At 48.2% G+C, this 19,782-nt stretch carries 14 protein-coding genes; 11 read left to right on the top strand and 3 right to left on the bottom strand.

Annotated elements, in window-relative coordinates:
• Positions 1-50 precede the first annotated feature (50 nt).
• The 9 genes from KJS65_RS13315 (at position 51) to rhaA (ending at position 14,435) form a co-directional block, all read left to right on the top strand.
• On the top strand, positions 51-512 hold the full coding sequence (locus KJS65_RS13315) for an alpha-glucosidase C-terminal domain-containing protein (protein ID WP_213650220.1): 462 nt from the start codon (positions 51-53) through the stop codon (positions 510-512).
• 272 nt (positions 513-784) lie between these two features.
• Positions 785-3,187, top strand: a complete 2,403-nt coding sequence (locus KJS65_RS13310) for an alpha-L-rhamnosidase-related protein (protein WP_213650219.1) — start codon at positions 785-787, stop codon at positions 3,185-3,187.
• Between the two features lie 230 nt (positions 3,188-3,417).
• Positions 3,418-4,539 carry a GntR family transcriptional regulator gene (locus KJS65_RS13305; RefSeq protein ID WP_213650218.1) on the top strand — a complete coding sequence of 374 codons (1,122 nt, stop codon included), beginning with the start codon at positions 3,418-3,420 and terminating at the stop codon, positions 4,537-4,539.
• A 314-nt stretch (positions 4,540-4,853) separates the two neighbouring features.
• Positions 4,854-6,521 (top strand): ABC transporter substrate-binding protein, encoded by a 1,668-nt coding sequence (locus tag KJS65_RS13300; protein WP_244864513.1) that lies wholly within the window; start codon positions 4,854-4,856, stop codon positions 6,519-6,521.
• 104 nt (positions 6,522-6,625) lie between these two features.
• Complete coding sequence (locus tag KJS65_RS13295) at positions 6,626-8,542, top strand: DUF5711 family protein (protein WP_213650217.1); 1,917 nt, start codon at positions 6,626-6,628, stop codon at positions 8,540-8,542.
• 12 nt (positions 8,543-8,554) lie between these two features.
• Positions 8,555-9,445 (top strand): carbohydrate ABC transporter permease, encoded by an 891-nt coding sequence (locus KJS65_RS13290; RefSeq protein ID WP_213650216.1) that lies wholly within the window; start codon positions 8,555-8,557, stop codon positions 9,443-9,445.
• A 30-nt stretch (positions 9,446-9,475) separates the two neighbouring features.
• Positions 9,476-11,590: an alpha-L-rhamnosidase C-terminal domain-containing protein gene (locus tag KJS65_RS13285; RefSeq protein WP_213650215.1), complete on the top strand. Its 2,115-nt coding sequence runs from the start codon at positions 9,476-9,478 to the stop codon at positions 11,588-11,590.
• A 61-nt stretch (positions 11,591-11,651) separates the two neighbouring features.
• Entirely contained in the window at positions 11,652-13,118 is a 1,467-nt protein-coding gene (gene rhaB / locus KJS65_RS13280) for a rhamnulokinase (RefSeq protein WP_213650214.1), read from the top strand.
• Positions 13,119-13,178: 60 nt separating this feature from the next.
• Positions 13,179-14,435: an L-rhamnose isomerase gene (rhaA, locus tag KJS65_RS13275; protein WP_213650213.1), complete on the top strand. Its 1,257-nt coding sequence runs from the start codon at positions 13,179-13,181 to the stop codon at positions 14,433-14,435.
• Between the two features lie 79 nt (positions 14,436-14,514).
• Here rhaA and kduD read toward each other — a convergent pair whose 3' ends face one another.
• Genes kduD through kduI form a run of 3 tightly spaced genes read right to left on the bottom strand, consistent with a single transcriptional unit; the run spans position 14,515 to position 16,941 of the window.
• Entirely contained in the window at positions 14,515-15,267 is a 753-nt protein-coding gene (gene kduD, locus KJS65_RS13270; protein ID WP_213650212.1) for a 2-dehydro-3-deoxy-D-gluconate 5-dehydrogenase KduD, read from the bottom strand.
• A 31-nt stretch (positions 15,268-15,298) separates the two neighbouring features.
• Positions 15,299-16,063 (bottom strand): DeoR/GlpR family DNA-binding transcription regulator, encoded by a 765-nt coding sequence (locus tag KJS65_RS13265; protein ID WP_213650211.1) that lies wholly within the window; start codon positions 16,061-16,063, stop codon positions 15,299-15,301.
• Between the two features lie 44 nt (positions 16,064-16,107).
• A complete protein-coding gene (kduI, locus tag KJS65_RS13260; protein WP_213650210.1) occupies positions 16,108-16,941 on the bottom strand; it encodes a 5-dehydro-4-deoxy-D-glucuronate isomerase in 834 nt (277 codons plus the stop codon).
• A gap of 362 nt (positions 16,942-17,303) precedes the next feature.
• Between kduI and KJS65_RS13255 the strand changes: the two genes are divergently transcribed.
• Positions 17,304-18,494 (top strand): glycine C-acetyltransferase, encoded by a 1,191-nt coding sequence (locus tag KJS65_RS13255; RefSeq protein ID WP_136604475.1) that lies wholly within the window; start codon positions 17,304-17,306, stop codon positions 18,492-18,494.
• Positions 18,495-18,533: 39 nt separating this feature from the next.
• The gene (locus KJS65_RS13250) at positions 18,534-19,496 is read left to right on the top strand and encodes an L-threonine 3-dehydrogenase (protein ID WP_213650209.1); all 963 of its coding nucleotides are present in this window, start codon (positions 18,534-18,536) and stop codon (positions 19,494-19,496) included.
• Positions 19,497-19,782 lie beyond the last annotated feature (286 nt).

Raw genomic sequence — 19,782 nt, 5'->3', positions numbered from 1 at the left:
GTAACGGTGCTGTTATGAATGGAGCCTATCTTTTTGAATCAGCCAAATGCATGGCGTTGACGCTTCAGTTGATGCAGGGCAGCCCAGTGCAGGATCCAACGGATGAACCGGATATTGGCAATAATGCTGTGGTGAATGAATATAAATCGGAAGCGAAATACAAACAAAACTTGGTGGACCCGAAGAATGCAGAAGCAGCCATCAGTCGGGACTCGCTGCTCGATTTCTATGGAAAATTAACACTTCTCCGGAAAGATGCGCTCATTAATGGAATGCTGGCTCACGGGGAATTTAAGCTCGCCGCGCCTGACCATACTCAAGTTTTCGCTTATGAGCGAAGTTTGGATGGGAAACGTTTTTTGATTGTGTCCAATTGGAGCAAGGAATCTCTCGATTTTGACTTGAACCCTGACTTCTTAGATGGAGACTTGCGGGTGTCTGTATATCCGGAGATCATATTATCGAATAAAATGATGCTGCGGCCTTATGAAGCTTTTGCAATTTTACTATGATAACAACAGAATGATCCAATAAAAAAGACTGCCAGGCTATGATGAGCCCGGCAGTCTTTTTTTTAGACAAAGAATGTTCCGAAGAACTTTACTGTTATCGTATATTTATCTCTAGGAAAAGCTAACAAAGTATATTATAATATTAATAAGAATACTTAATTGATCAAGAAAAGGAAAAACAAATATTTGTAAACTCAGTCCTGTAGAGAGGGGAGAGCCAGCCGATGCAATCCATCTACATGGAATGAATGACAGACAGGGAGGATAGAGGCATGGGAACAGAGCATTGGAGTGCCAATTGGATATGGGCGCCGGACACGGCTTCCGCTAACAATGTTTATGTGGAGGCGAGAACAACCTTTAAAATCAATCAGCCGGTTGAATCCGCGATGCTGCGTGTAAGCGCCAACCAATCCTATAAGCTATATATCAACGGCATGGAGGTTGGCAGGGGGCCAGCACCTGCAGATTTGAAATGGATGTCCTATGACACTTATGATGCTGCCAATGATTTACGTGAAGGCGTGAATGTAATTGCGCTGGTCGCTCATAACTTCGGCAAAGATCCGATTGTAACCCATCAGCTGCAGGGTCCAGGCGGTCTGATCTGCCAGCTTGACCTGAACGAAGAGGATGCCTCTCAAGGAATCGTGACCCGGAGCATCGCAAGCGGTTCAGATTGGAAATGCAGACGTTCCCCGCGCTGGAAGGAAGGCGTCAGCCGGCTTCACTTATGGGGTGGATACCGGGAAATGATTGATATGGCGGAGGATGACGGTTGGGAGGAGCCGGAGTATGATGATTCGGCGTGGCCGTTTGCTGTCACGGTCTCAGAGGCGGAGCATCCGGAGTCGGTATGGCCCCGGTTACTTCCGCGTGAAATACCGTTTTTACAGGAGACGTGGATAAGCCCGGAGGCAGTTGTGGCTGCGGAGTCTTACTTTGGAGGCATACTATCGCCAGAAGGTCTGTTAGCTGAGAAACGAAAGTATGGGATGAAGGCTGTCGAGGTGGATGCGTCGGTACCGGGTTCGTACCCGCAAATCACATATGATTTCGGAAAAGAAGTGGTGGGATATCCGGAGCTTGAAGTCTATGCTGAGCAGGGTGGTGTCCTGCAGCTGTATTACGGCGAGTCGCTCGAGCTGGCTCTGGCGGATACGTTTCTGCTGCGAAAAGGCCGCAACAAGCTTACTCCTCTAGGGAGAAGAGCGTTCCGATTCATGAAGGCGGCAGTGATGGCAACGCCGGTTCCGCTGCAAATTGAACGGCTTGAGCTTCGGTTTGTACATTATCCGTACAGCGGGGGCGGTGAATTCCGCTGCAGTGATGAGCGGCTTAACCGCATTTGGGAGACGGGAAGGTATACCACCATCGTCAACAGTCAAAATCATTTCGAGGATTGCCCGCATAGAGAAGCAGCGCTATGGGTTGCCGATTCAGTCATTATGGCAAAGGTGGTCTATCAAACCTTCAGCGATACGGAACTGATCCGCAAATCGCTGATGCAGGCAGCAAGGATTCAGAACCCTGACGGCTCCATTGCAGGTACAGGTCCGCAGCGTAACCCCTTTCTGCTGCCTGATTTTTGCGCACATTGGCTCTTTGGTGTCTCGGAGTATTACTTATATACGCAAGATAAAGCCTTTTTACATGAAGTATGGCCTTATGTGGAAAAGCTTGTCTCCTGGTTTAAAGCTCAGGAGGACGAATCCGGTCTGTTTGCAAATGCGAATCGGGACAGCTGGTGGTGTTTTATCGATTGGACAGATGATATTGAACGAAAGGACAGGGTGACAGCCGTATCCTGCTTCTATTATAAGTTCTTGATTACGGCTGCTCTGATGGCAGCGGAGCTGAGTGAATCCGGAACTGCGGCAGTTTTCTTGGAGCAAGCGGCAGCCCTGCGTCTATCCATCCGTCATCGGCTGCGCGTGCCGGGAACATTCGTTTTCGCGGATTGCTTGACAGATGAAGGACTATCGACCAGCATAACTGCACAGACGAATTTCGCAGCCGCCTGGTCGGGAGTGATGGAAGACGGGGAGGCGGAAGCTTTTATCAGGGATTATTACCTTCAGGAACAGCTACCGCCGATCCGCGGCGCATTTTTTCAATTTATCGTACTTGAAACCTTGTTCAGCTATGGATTTGCGGAGCAAGCAATCACTCAGATTCGAAGTTACTGGGGAGAGATGCTGGACCGGGGAGCGACGACCTGGTGGGAAACATTCGATCCATCGCTTCCGTTTGTCACGACGCCAAGTCCGTACCTTGGTCACACGCCAACCTATTTGCAGGATTCTATACCGGTAAGTCTCTCTCATGGATGGGGAGCATCGCCTACCTATCTGTTGAGCAGAGAACTGGTTGGCATTGATATGTCTGAGGCCGGCACAGGAGCAATCGCATTTCACCCGACGATCGTTGAAGGTATCGACTGGGCGGAAGCTACAGTGCCGAGTGCATATGGAGAAATCCATGCCCGATGGGAGAGAGAAGCGGATGGACGAATCCTTTTCAAGGCTGTACTTCCTGCCGATGTTACCTGGAGCACGCCGGACTTAGATCATATGGATTTGGTTCAAAAGGAAGGCAAAGTATGTATTTCAGGAAAAATTCCGATTTGCATCAACGGGAATGCAGATAAGATCGCCATCCGTGAAGGAAAGTAACTCTCATTGATTCCGTAATCGTCACGACGGATACTTTAAGGCAGCTTAAGCCCATAGGGCATATGCTGCCTTTTTATTTTCAGAGAGAATAAACCAACGAATAAACTTTGAAAGGGTATGACAGCGCAAATCTATTCTTTAGCCGAAGACTCCATGAAAAAACGGTTTAAACTTGCGGAAAACGGCACCTTAAAGTATACTTAACTCATTCTGTAGGGAGTGATATTAGTATGGTCATGGAAAAATCGGATAAGACGCCGATGTATCAATATATTATGAATGATATTAAACGCAAGATTGAGAACGGGGAATTGAAGCCGCATGATCCCCTACCGACACAAATTGATATGGCTAAAGAGTATAACACCAGTGAGATTACATCTCGTCGTGCTCTTTCCGATCTGGTGCAAGAGGGCTATATATACCGGATACGGGGAAAGGGAAGCTTCGTGAATGAGAATGTCGCGGCACCGGCTTCACAGGTGATCCGGACCATTTATTTTGCTCATAAAAATCAGGAGGTAAGCACCTTCAATCATCCGTTTTTCACGGATATGTTCAAGGGGATCCAGGAGGTATGCGAGGAGAACGGGATTGAATTCTACCTCTGGAATTTCGGGGAAAATTATGAGCTGCCGGATGACCCGCAGGCGGGAATTATTTTGCTGACAACTAATCATTCATTTGATATTTCGCATCTCACAGCGTGGCAGGAAGAGAAGCGGCGTATCGTGACCGTTCATTTCTATTATCCGCATCTGGGCATTCCGTATGTCATTGTTGATAATTTGACTGGCGGATATCTGGCTACACAGCATTTGATATCGCTGGGACATCGTAATATCGGGGTGATCCTGACAGGGAACTCGATCCTGGAATTGAATCAGGAATTCTCATTACGCCTGCAGGGTTACCGTCTGGCATTGGCTCAGCACCAGATTCCGTTTAATCAGGATCTGATTGCCGTTATTCAAGGCGAAGATGAGCGGGGAGACATGGGCTATCGTGGGTTCATGTCGCTGATGGCCTTGAAGGAGCCTCCTACAGCCGTATTTGCAACAAGTGACTTCAAGGCGATTGGAGCTATGAATGCTGCGAGGGACATGGGCATCCGGATCCCGGAAGATGTCAGCATTATGGGCTATGATGATGTGGAGATCAGTGAATTTACGTACCCTAGACTTTCGACGGTAAATCAAAATACGCGGAAGCTGGGACAACGCGCAGCCGAGATTCTCTTGTTCGAGCTTAAGGATCAAGAAGATGGATCGGTCAGGGATGAAATTGTTCCGACCGTGATTTTGAGGGACACGACTGCGGCGCCCGTACCGCCGAAGCCTTCCAAAAAGTAAATTGCATATTGGAATAAATGGAGCTCCCTGCGTTGCGGGGAGTTTTTTGATAAATTGCAGGCATTGAGGGATTCTCCGTCGACAAGTTTATACAATAAGTATACTCTACTGGCATGCTTACATATCAGGAAGGGCTTAATTCGGGTCTGAAATGGAAAAAATGATTGCGTTGGGCTAAAGTATACCGTATACTTAATTATGAAAAGTATACAAAGAAATAATATTTATACTTTAACTATGACTGGGTTCATCTTAGCGAAGACATGAATGCGCTTTATTCTCATTCTTTTATTTTATTCCAGAGGGGGATTCAGGTGAACAAAAGAAAAGGTATGACTGTTTTTGTCGGTGTCCTTATGTTGGTGTCCATGCTCACTGCCTGCGGCAAGAGTGGGACCACGGATACCGGTTCGGTGGTAGATCCGGGGACGAAGCCCGCTGAAACAAAAACTGAAGAGAAAACGGATGAACCGGCGGCTTCCAAGCTGAGCGGGAAAATTATCATTTCTCTTCCTAATGCTTCGTCTACGGTGTGGAATGCGGTTGCGGATGCTTATATGAAGAAAAATCCTGATGTCACCGTCAAGGTCGACCACAAACCGGCTGACGGTTATACCGAATGGCTCACGGCACAATTTGCGGCAGGTCAACCGGATGTGGACCTTGTAGCGAACAACTCCGTAGCTGCGCTTCAATCAAGCGGCAAGTTTATGGATTATCTTCCTTATTTCGAAAAGACCAATCCATACACCAATAAAGCCTGGAAGGATTCGCTGGATCTTAAGGCCATGGGTACCAATATTGAAGCCATGGGCGCCGAGGATCATATTTGGACGTTGAATTTTGAGTCGGTTCAAATTGTATGGGCTTACAATAAGGAAATTTTCCAAAAGGTAGGCATTTCCGAAGTTCCCAAAACCTTTAATGAAATGATGGATGATTTTAAAAAGCTGAAGGAAGCGGGATATACGCCGCTTGCGCTCGGTGGAGATTCCCAGTCCATGTGGAGCGGTCAGGCCGGATGGCTGGTGCGGGTATACGCGGATCAATTCCTGCGTGATTATGTGAATATCGTTCGTTCGCAGGATCAGGATTACACATACCTGCCGGAGGTTGACGACAAATGGAAATATGATCTGTCAGATCCGTATAACGATGCCAACAGCAACGTAACCAAGGATCCGCTTCGCCAATGGAAGGCAGTCAAGGAAAAGGAAGGTCCGTACAAAATTGCGGGCAACCCGCAATGGAAAGCATATGCGGATAACCTGAAGCAGCTGTTCCAATACACTCCCGAAGGATTTTTCGGCGTGAAGGAAGAACAGGCCTATAAATTATTCCTCACAGGAAAAGCAGCGACAATGCTCGGCACTCCAGCGTCTTATTGGCAGCTGCCTAAAGATTTCGCGGATGGCACGAAGTCCGGTACCCAAGGCGGGGTTAAGCCGTTTGAATACGGATTTTTCAATATGCCAACGATGGAAGGCGCTGAAGTCATGGCTCCTGCCCGTACCATTCAGATTCCAATCGGTTTCTACGGATTTGTATCCAAAGATGCTGAACAAAATGCGCTTGATGCTGACTTCATGATGTATTTGACAAGTCCGGAAGGATACAAGGTATATGCTGAAGCCATCCAAAACAGCAAGGATGCTTCCTTGTCCGGCTCTCCGGCCCTGAAGGATATTACCCTTCCGGATGAGATGACGAAAGCTTTTGCTGATTTCAAACCAATTGGTAACACAGAGGGAATCGATATGCCGGGGAACATACTGGCCCGCGGCTTGTGGGATTATCAACCTTCCGTACAGGAGTGGGTAGGATCCGTACAAAAATTCTTTGCAGGCAAAATTACGACAGATGAGTATTTAAAGCAGCTTCAATCGAATATAGACAAAAACTTCGAGGCCGCACTTAAAGAGAAGAAATTCGAATTGAGTGATCTGGAACATCCGGACCGACGTCCACCTGAGCGCAAATAAAAGAAGGCATTCCAGTTGGCGCAAGCGGATGTTTGCGCTGACTGGAATTCATTGCTTTATGACTTGGAAGCTTACGTAGGCAGGAAAGGATAGTGAGGCCGGATATGAGAAGAACCTTTAGAATGTTTTTAATGCTGACGATGATTCTTGGACTCCTTCCGCAGGCTGCATTGGCAAAAGACAAGTGGTCTATAGACGGTGCTGGTGATATCACCTCCATATCCATCGCACAGGATGGCAGCAGGCTCGCCATCGGCAGTCATGGAGCCAAGGCTAATGTGTACAGCAGCGATGGCGAACCCATCTTCGGTTTTGACGCCAAAAATGTTGTTACCGGGGTCCAGCTTATGAAAAATGGAGACTTAATTGTGTCATCGGATGATCGTCATCTCTATGCTTTTGATGCGAAAGGCACCAAGCTCTGGGACAAAAATATGAAATTGCAGATCAAGGGCATATCCGCTTCCTTGGACGGCTTGGTTACGGCTGTTTTTACCCAGCGCAGCGAAAATGTGGTTTTTATAGACCCGGCCACCGGAGACCCCAAGAACGAGGCGGAGACTGGAGCAATCATTAAAGCGATTAAGGTATCGCCAAATGGAAAATGGATAGCTGCAGCATCATCAGATCAGTACATTCATCTCATGAATGAGCAAGGCGAGGTTCTTCGGAAGTTCGGGGCTAGCGGCCAAATCATGTCGATTGCCGTATCCGATCAAGGAGAGACAGCGGTGGGCACGGAATCAAAAAGGGTCGAATGGTTTGATCAAGATGGCAAGAGACAGCATTCCATCTCAACAAGGGATTCGGCTACGCATATTTCTTATACGGCAGATGGGAAATTTTTGGCGGCATCGGATTTATCCGGTTATTTCTATTTGCTGGACAATAAAGGAAAACAATTGTGGGAAACCAAAATCAATGGTCAAGGCAGAAATGTGGAACTAGATACAGAAGGCAAGATCCTCTATGCAGGTACAGGGGATGGACAGGTTCTGAAGTATGACGTAGGTGCGATCGTCAGTCAGGCCCAAAAAGAGGGCAAAGTCAGGATGGGCCTTTGGGCTGCTGCCAGCTTGGTTGTTATTGCCGCGATATGGCTTGGTCTGCGAATGATGAAGAAGCGGAACCGGCTTGGTGTGTTCCACGACATCTGGAAATCCAAATGGGTGTATCTCGGACTTGCTCCAACATTCATTTTGCTGCTTACCTTTCTGTATTTTCCCGCATTCTCGGGACTATTTCATTCCTTATATAAATGGCAGCCTGGCGCAAGAACGACGTTTATCGGTTTCGATAATTTCCGGCGTATGTTCCATGACCCTTATGTCGTCCATGGAATCGGCAATTTGCTGATTCTGATCATTACCGGACTTGTGAAGACGATTATTCCTCCGCTCATTGTCGCGGAATTAATATATCACTTACGCAGCAAAAGGATGCAGTATGGATTCCGTACGGCATTTACGGCATCGATGGTTATTCCGGGAGTTGCGATGCTGCTGGTGTGGCAGAACCTGTATGATCCCAACTTGGGTTTGTTTAATAATTTTCTGGAACTGATCGGTCTTGGATCATGGGCCCATGGCTGGCTTGGTGATCCGAAAACAGCACTTTGGGCGCTCATTTTCATGGGCTTTCCGTTTGTTGGTATTTTACAGCTGCTGGTCTTCTATGCGGGGCTTTTATCCATCCCGGTTGAACTGGTCGAATCAGCCAAAATAGACGGCGCCGGTCTGCCGCGGATTATCCGCTCCATTCATTTGCCGCTCCTTGCCGGGCAATTCAAGTTTCTGATTATTTTGGCACTGATCGGCATCGTACAGGACTTTAATGGAATCCTGATTGTCACCGGCGGTGGACCGATGGATTCAACATATGTACCGGCCTTGCAGATGTATTATGCAGCGACCAAATTCAATGATCTGGGTTATGCGTCTGCGCTTGGTGTTTCCATGTTTGTGGTCATCATGATCATCACAATCATCAACTTGAAATTTATCCGGACGGAAAATGATTGAGGAGGGGAAAACATGTATTCGAGCCCGGCTGATGACACTTTAAACGTAAGAAGCGAATCCAAACAAGGCAATAAATGGGGTCTTAAAGCGAAGATTTCCCAAATCATCATCATCGTTCTGCTCGGATTGCTGGTATTTCTGACGCTGGTTCCCATTCTGTTTATGCTTTTCAGCTCTTTAAAAAGCAATTCGCAAATTATGGGCAATTTCTGGGGGATGCCTGCACCGATAAAATGGAGCAATTACAGTGAAGCCTTTTTAACCGTATGGCGTTTTATGCTGAATTCCGTAGGATATGCTGTCGCAGCCAGTATCCTCGTTATGATGCTCTCTGCTATTTCGGGATATATCTTTGCGAAAAAAACTTTTCCGGGAAAAGAGCTGCTGTTTCTGCTCATGCTTGGCATGATGATGGTTCCCGGTGTACTTACGCTTATTCCCTCTTACGTTCTTTACGATAGTATGGGGCTGACGAACACGCCATGGGTCATTATCATTGCAGGTGCCGCCGGAGGACAAATCTTCGGAACATTTCTCTGCCGAAGTTATATGGCCGGTCTTCCCGGTGAGTTATTTGAAGCAGCGCGGATTGACGGGTCAACTGAGGTCGGTGTTTTTTTCAAGATTGTAATTCCGTTGTCGCTGCCGATTCTGGCCACTTTGTTCATCATGCAATCGGTGGGTGTATATAATGATTACATTTGGCCGCTTCTTACGATACAGGACCGGGACCTGCAGGTCATAGCGGTAGGACTGACTTCCTTTACCAAACAGTTCGGCGTTGTGGATATGGGCATGCAATTTTCTGCATACGCCATCTCCTCCGTGCCACTGCTTCTCATCTTCTCCTTTGGTATGAAATATTACATTCAGGGAATGACACAGGGAGCACTCAAGATGTAAAGAGACGAATGAGGAGGAGGCAGTCAACATATGAATGAACTTTTAACGAAAATTCCGAAGTGGATTTGGCATCAAGACCGTGAAAACATACAGCAGTTTGAGCTTGTTAAGAGCTTCGTGCTGGAAAAAGCGGTCGAGAATGCTAAATTTAATATGGCTCTGACGGGTGAGGTCGAAATCGAGCTGGACGGAAGGGTTATTGGCGTGCTCGGAGAAAGTGCGGCAAATATATGTGCTTTTCAACGAATTGCAGCCTTCCCGGCTCGTCTTGACGCGGGGGAGCATACTCTTCGTCTTCGCATTCATTGCAAATCGGTCATGCCGATCGTGCCGATCAATATTCATTTGAAAGGGCGGCTTGCCGGCTGTATTGCTTACTTGTCTGCAGAACCGTTTTGGCTCTGTACGGATGATTCCTGGTTTACCGGTGACGGGCAGACGGCATCGTCCGTTTGCCTGCTCGGTGAGGAACCGTACGGGGATCTGGAAGGAGGGCCGGAATGGTTTGTTGCCGGGGGGTTCGGAGATATTCAAACATCCCTTTTGCATGAGACATCCCTGTTGACGGCAAACCGTACAGAAGTAACTCTTCAGGACGGCAGGGTTCATATGAAAGGCAATGCTCGCGGAACCGTTCCCATTCCGGTACCGGAGCGGGCTGCCAAGTATATTTTCTACCATGTGCGCAAACAGACTGAATGGCGGGATGCCAATCTTTTGCTGCAGCAGACGGAACTGTCTAATATGCCTTTTGTCGTGCTGGATTTGGGCAAGGAATACAATATGCGTTTTCGTCTTGAAAACCGAACCGGCAGCGGACTTGAGATGGTGTGGAATGGAGCAGAGTCCCTATATGAGCTGGAGAACTATGAAGGGCTGATGACGGAAATCGTTGCTCTGCCAGCAGGTGAAACGAAATTCACGCTGCCGCAGGGTGTCCGCTATGTCCGCATGTATGTGCTGGCAGAGGAAGGCTCGCCTTTTGAGCTTATATGGCAGGCTGAAGAGGTATCCGTGCCAATGAAGCAAACCGGATATTTCCAAACCGATTCCGCGCTGCTTAAGCAAGTTTTTGATATTTCCCTGCATACCAACCAGATCTGCCATCAGATCGGATTATGGGACGGGATTAAGCGCGACAGACTGAACTGGACTTATGATTTTTATCTTGCTGCCAAGGCGGATTATGTATTATATGGGGATTTGTCTGTGCTCCGCCGGTCGATGGAGGAACTGGGACGCGGAACACCCGAGGGCTATTGGATGAATGATCTTGCCTCTTATACGCTCTGGTGGCTGAATAATGTATGGGAGTATTACCTGCACACCGGAGACCAGGCATTCGTATTATCTTTGAATGATGAAATCCTAAGGCATACCCGCCAAGTAGAGAGTCTCATTGATCCGGTATCTCATGCGCTGTCAAACATCCAGTCCAACCTGATTGAATGGGTTCCAATGGAGCAAGGCGAGAGCGAGCTCTGCATGCAGGCCTTGTTCCGGATGACAGGAAACAACCTACGCAGGCTCAAAAGCTATATTCCGGAGCTATCGTTGCCGGGTATATCCAAATGGGGGCATCCGCAAATGGATGCGGCTGCTTTCCTGTCCGGAAAGCAGCTGATTACGAAGCTGCTGGGAATTATGGGTGGATATGTCGGAGAGCAGGAGGCTGTATTGTTTCTGGAGAATTACAAACCTGAGGATCCGATCACGCCGTTGTCAGCCTATTGGCTTGCAGAGTGCTGTTCCCAGCTTGGCCTTACAGAAAAGGCTTGGGCAGCCGTATCCGCCGTATGGGGGAAGATGCTGGATGAAGATGCGACGACCTGCTGGGAGAGTGTAACGCTTCAGCACGAGGGCGATTTTCATGATGCGCTGACAACGTATACGAATTATGACTCCTACCGGATCAGTCTTTGCCACAGCTGGGCCGGCACGCCGATCCACTGGATCATGTCGCGTGTGATTGGCGTTCAGCCGGTCGAGCCCGGTTACCGCAAGGTGAGCTTTCGTCCTCAGCATTTGAACGGTATCAGTACTTGCAAGGCATCCTTACCAACGCCGTTTGGCCAGATTGAAGCAGGCTGGGATTATGGCCGGGATTTTATCCGACTGCCCAAGGGCATAACGCTGGCAGAGTAAGGCGGTCTAAACCGCGTGAGGAATTGCAGCAGGACAATAATTCATGACAGGAGTCATCGACATGAACAATTATCTGGCCGTTGACATCGGCGCCTCCAGCGGGAGGGTAATCTGGGGGACCCTTCAGGAAGGCGTCCTTAGGCTGCAGGAGATTCATCGTTTCAACAATGGATTTATTGAAAAGGAAGGACATTATTACTGGGATATTGAAAATCTTTTAAGTCAAATCATTCAGGGGTTGCAGCAGGCGAAAAGACTCGGTGTCGAAGAATGCACACTCGGCATCGACACCTGGGCTGTGGACTATGTACTGGTCGGCAGCAGCGGAGAGCGGATTGGAGAAGTGTACTCTTACCGGGACTCTCGAACGGATCGCGCTGCAAATCTTCTCCACCAGAAAATCTCCTTCCAGGAGCTGTATGCGAAGACAGGTATTCAGCAATTATCCTTTAATACGCTTTATCAGCTGTCGGTGCATGAGCATGAGGAATTGAGAAAAGCTGAACAAATTATGCTTGTGCCGGATTATTTGCATTACCGGCTGACCGGTATCTCCAAGAGTGAGGTTACTAACGCTTCGACAACGCAGATGCTGAATTTGCATACGCAAGACTATGACGTTGATCTGCTTGCGCTGCTCGGACTTCAAAGAAATCAGTTCCCGGAACTGGTTCAGCCCGGATTCCGTCTCGGGCCGATCCGGGAGGAGCTGGTTCAGGCTTATCATCTTCCGCAATGTGAGCTGATATGTGCTGCCACCCATGATACAGCTTCGGCTGTGCTGGGAGTTCCGGCACGAGGAGAATCCTGGGGATACCTGAGCAGCGGAACCTGGTCGCTTATCGGCGTGGAGCGGAAGCAGCCGCTCACCAGCCATTTGGCGATGGAGAGTAATTATACCAATGAATGGGGCGCTTGCGGTACATACCGGTTCCTGAAAAATGTGATGGGCATGTGGTTGATACAGCAGGTTCGCAAGGAATATGATAACGCTTACTCGTTTGCTGAATTTGCGGATTTGGCAACCGCTGCCGAACCTTTCCGCTCGCTTATTCCTTGCAATGACGACCGGTTTCTGAATCCGCCGAATATGACGGAGGCAATCCGAAGCTTCTGCGCCCAAACGGGGCAGCCGGTGCCGGATACGCCGGGAGAAATTGCCCGCTGCATTTTCGACAGCCTGGCTCTTTCCTATGACGCCTATGTTCGTGAAATCAAAAAGATAACGGGAGAGAGCCTCGAACAGCTGCATATTGTCGGCGGCGGATCGAATAATGAATTTTTATGCCAGCTAAGTGCTGATCTGCTTGGCATGGATATTGAAGCGGGGCCAACGGAATCAACCATTCTCGGCAACCTCGCGATTCAGATGATCGCGGATGGAGCGATCCGGGATATTCAGGAGGCGCGGGATATCATCCGGCATTCCTTTGCCATTCGAACTTACAAGCCTCAGCCCGTGGATCCGGAAATGCTGTCAGAGCTGCGTGCAAAATTTCATTCGCTCCATTTTAATAGAATAAACTGAAGGATTCAGAAGAGCAGCCTTGAGTTCCATAAACCATGTTGGAGGAGGAAGGGGTAACAGATGGATACGAGCGTTCAAAACAGCTATAACGAAGCTAAAAAGCTTTATGAAAAGCATGGTGTAGATGTAGAGGATGTACTTGAACGGCTTTCCCGCATCAAGATTTCACTGCATTGCTGGCAGGGAGATGATGTGAGGGGCTTTTTGAATAAAGGGCAGGAGCTGGGCGGCGGTATTGCTGTTACAGGCAGCTATCCAGGCCGTGCAGGCACTCCGGATCAACTGAGACAGGATTTGGAGAAGGCATTCGAATTCATACCTGGAGAGCATAAAGTCAACCTCCATGCGATTTATGCAGACACAGAGGAGCTCATTGATTTGGATGAGCTTGAGCCTAGGCATTTTGAGAACTGGGTAAGCTGGGCCAAGGAAAAGGGATATGGCCTGGATTTTAATCCAACCTGCTTTTCGCATGATAAAGCCAAGGATGGTTTTACGCTCAGCCATTCCAATCCTGAGATTCGGGAATTTTGGATCAAGCATTGTAAGGCTTCCCGCAAAATCGCGGAATCCTTTGGCAGGGAACTGGGGCAGCCGTGCGTAACGAATTTCTGGATTCCGGACGGTTACAAGGATACGCCGATCGATCGTATGTCTCCGCGCGTCAGGCTTATGGAGTCACTTGATGATATTTTCAGCGAGCCGATCAGCGAGGAATATAATATCGATGCCGTGGAGAGTAAGCTGTTTGGTATCGGTTCTGAAAGTTATGTGGTCGGCTCGCATGAGTTTTATATGGGATATGCTCTGACGCGCGGTAAAACGGTATGCTTTGATTCGGGACATTTCCACCCGACAGAAACCATCTCCAATAAACTTTCATCATGGCTGTTGTTCGGAGATCAATTGCTCCTGCATGTCAGCCGTCCAGTACGTTGGGACAGCGATCATGTGGTGACGATGGATGATGAGCTGCTGGATATTGCGCGGGAGCTCGTTCGCGGAGAACTGCTTGATAAAACACATATCGGTCTTGATTTCTTCGATGGAAGCATCAATCATGTTGCAGCCTGGGTCATTGGAACAAGAAATACCTTGAAGGCGCTGATGCGGGCGATGCTTGAGCCTGTCGATAAACTGAAAGAGATTGAGCTCAAGGGGGATTTCACCTCCCGACTGGCACTCGTGGAGGAATTCAAGTCCTATCCGTTCGGAGCGATATGGGATTATTACTGTGCCAAGGCGGATACGCCGGTAAGAGAAGATTGGCTGGCCGAGGTCAAGCATTACGAGCAGGAAGTACTCTTTAAGAGATGAGATTATTGATATGAAAAGACCGCATTCTCTCCAAAGGGGATGCGGTCTTTTCATGAATATATAGAATTGAACAATCCGGCTATCTTGCCATCCATCCGCCATCCACGCAAAGGACATGTCCATTAACATAATCCGAAGCGGATGATGCCAAGAAGATGGCTGCACCCTGCAGATCCTCCGGCGTTCCCCAGCGTCCGGCAGGGATACGTTCCGTAATGGAGGCCATGCGTTTCTCGTCAGCTTGAATTTGGGCTGTATTATCGGTAATCATGTAACCGGGAGCGATGCCGTTGACCTGAACCCCGCTGGTGGCCCATTCATTGGCGAATGCTTTGGTCAGACCGGCTACACCATGCTTGCTGGCTGTATATCCCGGAACATTGATGCCGCCTTGATAAGATAGCATGGAGCAGATATTGATGATCTTCCCGCTGCCGCGCTCAATCATATGTCTGCCGGCAATCTGCGAAAGCAAAAAGACGCTGTTCAGGTTCAAGTCAATGACATCGAACCAATCCTTTTCACTGTGGTCCTTGGCAGGTGTCCGCCGGATCGTGCCGGCATTATTGACGAGAATATCAATCTGTCCTGTTAATGACAGGGCTTGCTCGAACACCTTCTGCAGTCCAGCTGCATCGCTTAGGTCTGCTTCAATCGCCTTGCCCTTACGTCCTAATGCCTCAGCTTGGGTCACTGCCTCCTGGGAAGAGCTGCGTGCAACACAAACCACATCGGCTCCTGCTTCGGCCAGGCCGATGGCTATGCCTTGACCCAGTCCGCCGGAAGTTCCGGTAATCAGAGCCGTTTTACCTTTCAGATTAAACAGATTCATGTAATCATCCGCCCCTTATATACAATAGGGATCAATGTTCTCCGCTCAGCTCAACCGGAATATTGGCTTGACGGTACTCCGATAGAACCGCTTCCGGCAGCCCATTGTCCGTAATCAGACTATTCAGCTCATGCAGCTTCGCGAAGGTGCGAAGTGCAGTCTGTCCAAACTTATGATGGTCGATCACCGCGATGATTTCCCGGGCGGTGTCGATAAGAGCACGCTTGAATGCAATGAGTTCACCGGTATAGATGGAAAGTCCATGCTCCAGATGTATACCCGTAGCCGATATAAACGCTTTCTGAATGTTCAGTTCCTTCACATACGCTACGGCTTCTGGTCCAGTCAGACTATTGCGGACCCGATAGCCGCCAGGAACAACGAGATTGATTTTATCTTTTTTGGAAAGCTCGCTGATGATATATACATCATTGGTGATGACCGTGAGCTGGTGATTAGGCAAAAGCCTGGCGATTTCCAGCGTGGTGCTGCCGCCGTCAAGTGCGATGATATCACTCGGGTGAATTCTTGTCAGGGCTGCTGCCGCAATGCTCCTTTTTATCTCCAAGTGTCTGGAAATCGGTTCTTTCGATGGCAGAATGCCAAATTGATCCGATTGAGCAAGCACGGCGCCGCCATGGATGCGGCGAATCAGTCCCTGTTCCTCCAGCCGGGTCAGGTCTTCACGGATGGTTTTGCCCGTAACTTTTAATGTATCGCTCAAATCCGTCACGGTGACCTCTTTGTTTGTCAGCAGTACTTCCATAATCTTCTCGTGCCGCAGTATCGGGTTCATAAACAAGCCTCATTTCAAATCAGGAAAATATAAATCACTATTCTCTATAATAATTCCTTCATATTGACGGGGTCCATATCGGAATAGATTTTGTTATCGCCGGCCATCCCCCAGATAAATGTATAATTGCTCGTACCGACGCCACTGTGAATGGACCAGCTTGGAGAGATGACAGCCTGTTCGTTTCGCATGATGATATGGCGTGTTTCGCTTGGTTCACCCATCAAATGAATGGCAACCGCATCCTCAGGCAGATCAAAATACATATAAGCTTCCATCCGGCGTGGATGTACATGGGCTGGCATCGTATTCCACATATTACCCGTTTTAAGCAGAGTCATACCCATGACAAGCTGCGAGCTCTGAATGCCATTTTGATGGATGAACCGATAGATGGTCCGGTCGTTGGAATTCTCGATCGAACCCAGATCCGCCGATTCGGCTTCGGCAAGGGTGGCTTTTTGCGTCGGATACGACTGGTGGGCCGTTGCCGAATTCAGATAGAATTTTGCAGGGCTTTCCGTATCCAGACTTTTGAAGATAACCTCCCGGTTGCCCATGCCGACAAACAGGCATTCCTTATGATCAAGCTCGTGCTCCTGGCCTTCCACGACGACGACACCTTTTCCGCCTACGTTAATGATACCGATTTCACGGCGCTCCAGAAAAAAGCTGACCCCGAGCTCTTTTAAATCCATATCCAGCTTGATCTCTTCCGCGATCGGAAAAGCCCCGCCAATGATGAGCCGGTCTTCGTGAGTCAGCACGAGCTCCAGATGATTCGGGATAAAGAGCTTAGGAATATGAAATTCTTCACGCAGGCGTGCAGTATCAAACTGTTTTACTTCCCGTGGATGTGAGGCATATCTTCTTTCCAAGACAAACACTCCCTTAAGGTTCATTTATGTTCATTACGTTCATATAGGTTCACCTTATATCTTTTTTGAACTTTTGGCAACCACTTTCTGGTCTAAAAAATGATAGCAGAAGGGACACGTTCTTAACCGCTAAAGGCCTAAGTTGGGTCTTTTTGTATATAAAAAACAGAAGTGCTTATCTTATTGATAAGCCTGTTTTGCATGGATTCTAAAAATTTTATGTATTTCAGTGTCCTTGGTGGATGTACAAATCAATTAAAAGATGCTACATTGAAGATAAATAATCTCTTGTATAGTAAGGGTTTTTAATATTATTAATGTCCTCTATAGAAGGACACTTGTATATTTGGGAGGGATTCGCCATGTCTAGTCATTCACTCGATCAGTTTTTAACGGAGAATATCGAGGATTTAAAGAGCAAGGGCTTATACAACGTCATTGATCCTCTGCAGGGACCGAACGGACCAACCATTCTTATTGAAGGAAAAAACCTGATTAATTTGTCTTCCAACAATTATTTGGGATTGGCTACGGATGAACGGCTGGTCGAAGCTTCTGTCCAGGCGACGAAAAAATACGGCGCAGGCGCCGGTGCTGTGAGAACGATTAACGGAACGCTGGATCTGCATCTGGAATTGGAACGGAAGCTGGCTGAATTCAAACACACCGAGGCCGTAATTACCTACCAATCGGGATTCAACTGTAACATGGCTGCCATTTCTGCGGTTATGGACAAAAATGACGCCATTTTATCCGATGAGCTGAATCATGCTTCCATCATTGACGGATGCCGTTTGTCCAGAGCCAAAACCATCCGTTTCAAGCATTCGGATATGGAGGATCTAAAAGCGCAGGCCAAAGCCGCCAAAGAATCAGGTCTGTACAATAAAATCATGGTCATTACCGACGGGGTGTTCTCCATGGATGGTGATATCGCGAAGCTGCCGGAAATCGTGGAGATTGCAGAAGAGTTTGATCTTATTACTTATGTGGATGATGCACATGGATCAGGGGTTCTTGGTGGTGGAGCCGGAACAGTGAAGCATTTTGGATTGTCCGACCGGATCGACTTTCAAATTGGTACGCTTTCCAAAGCCATCGGCGTCGTTGGCGGATATGTGGCCGGCACGAAGAAGCTCATTGAATGGTTGAAGCTGAGAAGCCGTCCGTTCCTGTTCTCGACAGCAATGCCGCCAGCCTCGGTGGCTGCATGTATCGCTTCGGTGGATATTTTGATGAATGACAAAACGTTGATCAAAAAGCTTTGGGAAAACGGAGATTTCCTGAAGAGCGAGCTGAAAAAGCTTGGATTTAACGTCGGCCACAGCGAAACGCCAATTACCCCATGCATTATCGGGGATGAAGTGAAGACACAGGAATTCAGCAAGCGTTTGTATGAAGAAGGCGTATATGCCAAAGCGATCGTATTCCCAACGGTCCCTAAAGGAACCGGGCGGATTCGTAATATGCCTACGGCTGCCCACAGCAAAGAAATGCTTGAGCAGGTTGTTTCTACTTACGAAAAGGTAGGCAAGGAATTGTCAATTATCTAAAGCCGCCTGCCGGGGGAAGCCAAATGGGGAGGAATAACGATGAAAAGAATTTTGGTGACGGGAGCACTAGGCCAGATAGGATCGGAGCTGGTCGCCAAACTGAGACATATTTATGGTGCTGACCAAGTTATTGCCACCGATGTGAGAATGTCGGGGCATGAAATTACAAGATCAGGCCCATTTGAAACGTTGGATGTGACGAATGATAAAGCCATGTTTGAGATTGCCAAACGGCATCAGGTGGACACCGTCATCCACTTGGCGGCACTTCTGTCCGCAACAGCCGAAGAGAAGCCGCTTTTGGCTTGGAATCTGAATATGGGCGGGCTGGTCAATGCGCTTGAAGTGTCGAGAGAACTGGGCTGCCAGTTCTTTACGCCAAGCTCTATCGGCGCATTTGGGCCGTCGACGCCAAAAGACAATACGCCGCAGGACACGATTCAGCGTCCGACCACAATGTACGGTGTGAATAAAGTGTCCGGTGAGCTTCTATGCGACTATTATTTTCATAAATATGGCCTGGATACCAGAGGTATCCGTTTTCCGGGCCTCATCTCCTATGTGACTCCACCCGGAGGAGGTACGACGGATTACGCTGTCGAGATATATTACGCAGCAGTCAGCAAAGGCCGTTATGCTTCGTTTATTGATAAAGGCACCTATATGGATATGATGTATATGCCGGATGCATTGGATGGAATCGTTCAGCTGATGGAGGCAGACGCATCCAAGCTCATACACCGAAATGCGTTTAACGTGACCGCGATGAGCATAGATCCGGAAGCAATCGCTGCTTCTATACGCAAAAACATGCCGTCCTTCGTCCTGGAATACCAGGTGGATCCGAAGAGACAGGCTATTGCCGAAAGCTGGCCGGATTTCATTGATGCCTCTGCCGCCGCTGCGGAATGGGGCTTCAAGGCAAAATATGATTTGGATGCAATGACATCAGATATGCTGAGCCAGCTGAGTTCCAAGGAAGTTCTTGCTAAGAAGGCTTAAAGGAAAACGGAATATTATATCTGCAATTTATGTTATAGGCTGTCCGTGTTGTCCAAATTTGGATGATGGCGGACAGTCTATTTTTAATGAATACTTCCCTCTAGTCTCATCAAAGATTGGATGAGCAGTGATGTTTTCTCGTACCCTAAAACGGGTCATGGATACAGAGGGTGAACTATAATGAAGAATGACCGCCCCCAATCAGTTATGATAGGTGATTATTATATCCTATCATTTCGAGCCGGATTATCAATTTGGTATATTAGTTTGCATAATCGAACTTTGA

Origin of the sequence: Paenibacillus sp. J23TS9 (genome assembly GCF_018403225.1) — a bacterium.
In the GTDB taxonomy this organism is placed as follows: domain Bacteria; phylum Bacillota; class Bacilli; order Paenibacillales; family Paenibacillaceae; genus Paenibacillus_AQ.
The sequence above is the reverse complement of the archived record's forward strand: the minus strand, read 5'-3'. Positions and strand labels throughout refer to the sequence as shown.

Bases quoted from the DNA above. Each gene is read 5' to 3' on its own strand.
- KJS65_RS13250 (WP_213650209.1), top strand. From the start codon at position 18,534: ATGAAAAGAATTTTGGTGACGGGAGCACTAGGCCAGATAGGATCGGAG.
- KJS65_RS13255 (WP_136604475.1), top strand. From the start codon at position 17,304: ATGTCTAGTCATTCACTCGATCAGTTTTTAACGGAGAATATCGAGGAT.
- kduD (WP_213650212.1), bottom strand. From the start codon at position 15,267: ATGAATCTGTTTAATCTGAAAGGTAAAACGGCTCTGATTACCGGAACT.
- KJS65_RS13265 (WP_213650211.1), bottom strand. From the start codon at position 16,063: ATGAACCCGATACTGCGGCACGAGAAGATTATGGAAGTACTGCTGACA.
- KJS65_RS13285 (WP_213650215.1), top strand. From the start codon at position 9,476: ATGAATGAACTTTTAACGAAAATTCCGAAGTGGATTTGGCATCAAGAC.
- rhaA (WP_213650213.1), top strand. From the start codon at position 13,179: ATGGATACGAGCGTTCAAAACAGCTATAACGAAGCTAAAAAGCTTTAT.
- KJS65_RS13310 (WP_213650219.1), top strand. From the start codon at position 785: ATGGGAACAGAGCATTGGAGTGCCAATTGGATATGGGCGCCGGACACG.
- KJS65_RS13290 (WP_213650216.1), top strand. From the start codon at position 8,555: ATGTATTCGAGCCCGGCTGATGACACTTTAAACGTAAGAAGCGAATCC.
- KJS65_RS13315 (WP_213650220.1), top strand. From the start codon at position 51: ATGGCGTTGACGCTTCAGTTGATGCAGGGCAGCCCAGTGCAGGATCCA.
- KJS65_RS13305 (WP_213650218.1), top strand. From the start codon at position 3,418: ATGGTCATGGAAAAATCGGATAAGACGCCGATGTATCAATATATTATG.
- KJS65_RS13295 (WP_213650217.1), top strand. From the start codon at position 6,626: ATGAGAAGAACCTTTAGAATGTTTTTAATGCTGACGATGATTCTTGGA.
- rhaB (WP_213650214.1), top strand. From the start codon at position 11,652: ATGAACAATTATCTGGCCGTTGACATCGGCGCCTCCAGCGGGAGGGTA.